Source organism: Cupriavidus sp. UBA2010 (assembly GCF_002335265.1).
GTDB lineage: Bacteria > Pseudomonadota > Gammaproteobacteria > Burkholderiales > Burkholderiaceae > Cupriavidus > Cupriavidus metallidurans.
In genome coordinates this window covers 1-3,229 of the sequence record NZ_DDCI01000028.1, presented here as the reverse complement: position 1 = coordinate 3,229, position 3,229 = coordinate 1, and the positions used below count along the sequence as shown (strand labels likewise).

General features: G+C 61.4%; 3 protein-coding genes. All 3 read left to right on the top strand.

Translation table 11 applies throughout. From position 1 onward, the window contains the following. The first annotated feature begins 883 nt into the window (after positions 1 to 883). Complete coding sequence (locus B2246_RS21620) at positions 884 to 1,267, top strand: OsmC family protein (protein WP_024570474.1); 384 nt, start codon at positions 884 to 886, stop codon at positions 1,265 to 1,267. A 93-nt stretch (positions 1,268 to 1,360) separates the two neighbouring features. Then, positions 1,361 to 3,013, top strand: coding sequence for an FAD-dependent oxidoreductase (locus tag B2246_RS21615; protein WP_035882599.1), 1,653 nt, complete (start codon positions 1,361 to 1,363; stop codon positions 3,011 to 3,013). Then, a partial coding sequence (locus B2246_RS21610) for a UBP-type zinc finger domain-containing protein (RefSeq protein ID WP_286962858.1) occupies positions 3,010 to 3,229 on the top strand: 220 nt, incomplete at its 3' end. The genes B2246_RS21615 and B2246_RS21610, both read left to right, overlap by 4 nt.

Genomic DNA, 3,229 nt, shown 5'->3' with positions numbered 1-3,229 from the left:
TCGAGTCCCCTCCCTCGCACCAAGTTACTTCAAAAGTTACTCGTCAGTAACTTTCAAACTCCCCGCCAAGTCACGCCACTAACGCCGCAATCCTAAGTCCAGCAAGGCCTGGCGGGAACTTGGCGCGTTGTCGCATCACCTGCCACACATCACTCCACGGCACTGTGGAATCACCCCGCGCTCCCCGAAATTTCCGCGCGAACTCTCCGTGGTGTTGCTATGGCATCCATCCAAAAGATTGCGAACGGCTGGCGAGCGCAGGTCTATGTCAAGGGCCAGCGATATGACCGGACGTTCCCAGCAAGGCAGCGGCCCAGCAATGGGCCGTCACGCGCGAGGCTGCGCTACGCGCGATCGGCGCTGGCCAGGGAAGCGAGACGCACACCGTAGGACCCTTCGTGAGCGTGGCAGCGTCGGCGATTGTATGTGCCGCGACAAGTCGCTATTTCTCTGAAAGCTGTCGATGGCGACGCCTGATGACCCTGCACTGCCTCGAACCGCCGTTCCTGTTCGGGAACCGGCAACATTGGTCGGATGCGCCCATGCTCGCTAGCATTTTAGAGGTCATATGCGAGCGGACGGAGCGCGATCTCCTTGCGGTCGTGGGCGGAACGATACAGTGAGCGCATCCGTAACTGTTTGACCTTGCCAACTTTCTGGATTGGGCTTCCTCGGCCTTCTCCAGTTCCCCCGTCAAGACGTGCATGGACATTTGCTGCATTGCGGCGCGCTGTCTCCATCGCCCCAATGATTAAGTAGCGCCAACTGCGGCAGCGCCAGTCTAGCAATACGAAAGGTTGATTGATCTATCGGCCGGTTTGCACGAATACTCAGCCAAAGTTAGTTCATCCCGCATCCCCATGGTGAAGTGGAGACAGGAACCATGACATTTGGCACCGCACAGATTGGATCGACGTCGCGCTATCGCACGAGCATCATGGTATCGGGCCACGCCATCACGGCCGATGAGCCCCGTGCGCTCGGCGGGCAGGGGGTTGGCCCGGCACCCTATGACCTATTGCTGGCAAGCTTGGGAGCGTGTACTGCCATCACGCTCAGGATGTATGCCGAGCGCAAGGGCTGGCATTTGGAGTCGCTGGAGGTCTCCATGCGGCTTGTCGGATCGGACGCGCTCCGTATCGAGCGGACGCTTGTCATGAAGGGCTTGGAAGAGAGCCAGAGACTGCGCATGGCGGAAATTGCCGAGCGTACGCCCGTCACGAAGACGCTGCGGTCCGGGTTGCCGATCGACACGCGCCTGGCTTAATGCCGGCGCGTTTCAGGTCGGCCGCTTTCAAGCATTCCCACACTGGCTGGCAACGAACCCGCCGGACGCTGGGCGGAAGAGGAGAGCGCTCATATGATCCAGCAGAATACAGGCGGAGTCGGGTCGCGCAGACATCAGATGTTTCCCGTTCTGACGCCGATTCAGGTTGAGGCGGCTAGCCGATTCGCAAGCGGTCCGCCGCGCGTGTTCGCATCGGGTGAAACTGTCTTTGCCACGGGGGACAGGAACGTACCGGTTTGGCTCGTGCTGGATGGTTCCATTGATGTTCTGCGCCGCAATGGTCTGGACGAGAGCGCGCCCATCACTACCCATCGCGCGGGGCAGTTTACTGGAGAGGTCAGTCAGATCGATGGCCGTGCGTCGCTTGCGCTGGCGCAGGCGGGTCCGGACGGCGCCACGCTGCTGCCATTCGATCCACCGCACTTGCGCGCGCTGATGATCGGATCGGCGGAGGTTGGCGAAATCGTCATGCGCGCATTGATCCTGCGGCGCGTCAGCCTGATCGAGCATGGTGGCTCGGGTACGATTTTGATTGGTGCGTCAGATGATTCGCACCTTCTGCGCCTGCAGGGATTCCTGACCCGTGGCGGCTACCCCAATCACATCATGGATCCTCGGATCGATGGCGATGGGCGTAGCTTCGTCGAGCGGATGGCGCTTCTTCCTACCGACATGCCGCTGGTGGTCTGCCCCGGTGGCGCCGTATTGAAGCGGCCGGACGAGCGTGAACTGGCGGCCTGTCTCGGCATCCTCCCCAAGATCGAGCAGCGGAAAATCTACGACGTTGCCGTCGTGGGTGCGGGGCCGGCCGGGTTGGCTGCTGCGGTCTATGGCGCTTCGGAGGGCCTCTCGGTGATCGTTCTTGACGAGCGCACCATGGGCGGGCAGGCCGGAGCGTCGGCGCGAATCGAAAACTATCTTGGTTTTCCTACCGGAATATCGGGACAGGCGCTCGCAGGCCGCGCATTCACGCAGGCCCTGAAGTTCGGGGCCGAGGTGGCCATCCCCGTGAGTGTGGGGCGGCTGGATCGCGATGGGGATCGGCTGACGCTGGGGCTCTCCGATGACTCGACAGTGGCAGCGCGCACTGTCGTGATCGCTTCAGGTGCTGCCTACCGGCAACCAGACATCACCGGCCTCAGGCATTTCGAAGGCGCCGGGGTCTCCTATTGGGCATCCCCGATCGAAGCGCGCTTGTGTGCAGGCAAGGAAATCGCCCTTGTCGGCGGCGGCAACTCGGCGGGTCAGGCGATCGTGTTTCTTGCTCCGCACGTGAAGCGGCTTCACGTATTCGTGCGGCGAGACCTGTCGGAGACGATGTCGCGCTACCTCATCGATCGTATCTCTGCGCTGTCCAACGTTGACATTCATGTCGGCACGGATCTGATCGGGCTCGCACCCCATGGCGAGACGCTTGCCAGCGCCACAGTGCGCGATCGCGCCAGCGCGGCGTTGAGGCAATACGAAATCTGCCATCTCTTCCTGTTCATCGGCGCGACACCGCATACCTGCTGGCTCAACGGTTCATTAGCGATGGACGACAAGGGCTTCATCTTGACTGGTGGATCGACGTCTTCGCTCGAGACCAGCATGCCCGGAGTCTTTGCCATCGGTGACGTCCGAGCGGGCTCGACCAAGCGAGTGGCTGCCGCAGTCGGCGATGGGGCTGCCGCCATTTCACAGATCCACGATTACCTCAGCAAGCAGGCCAAGGAGGCGGCGTGAAAACTTGTGACCATACGGATACGATCCGTGACGTTGTACCAAGTGCCCGGGGTTGCGAAGAGTGTCTGAATGTGGGCAGCACGTGGGTGCATCTTCGGCTGTGCCGGTCGTGCGGTCACGTTGGCTGCTGCGACAACTCTCCCCTCAGGCACGCCCGTGCGCATTACGAGAAAACCGGACATCCAATCATCGAGGTGCGGATTTCGGTGAAGGTGA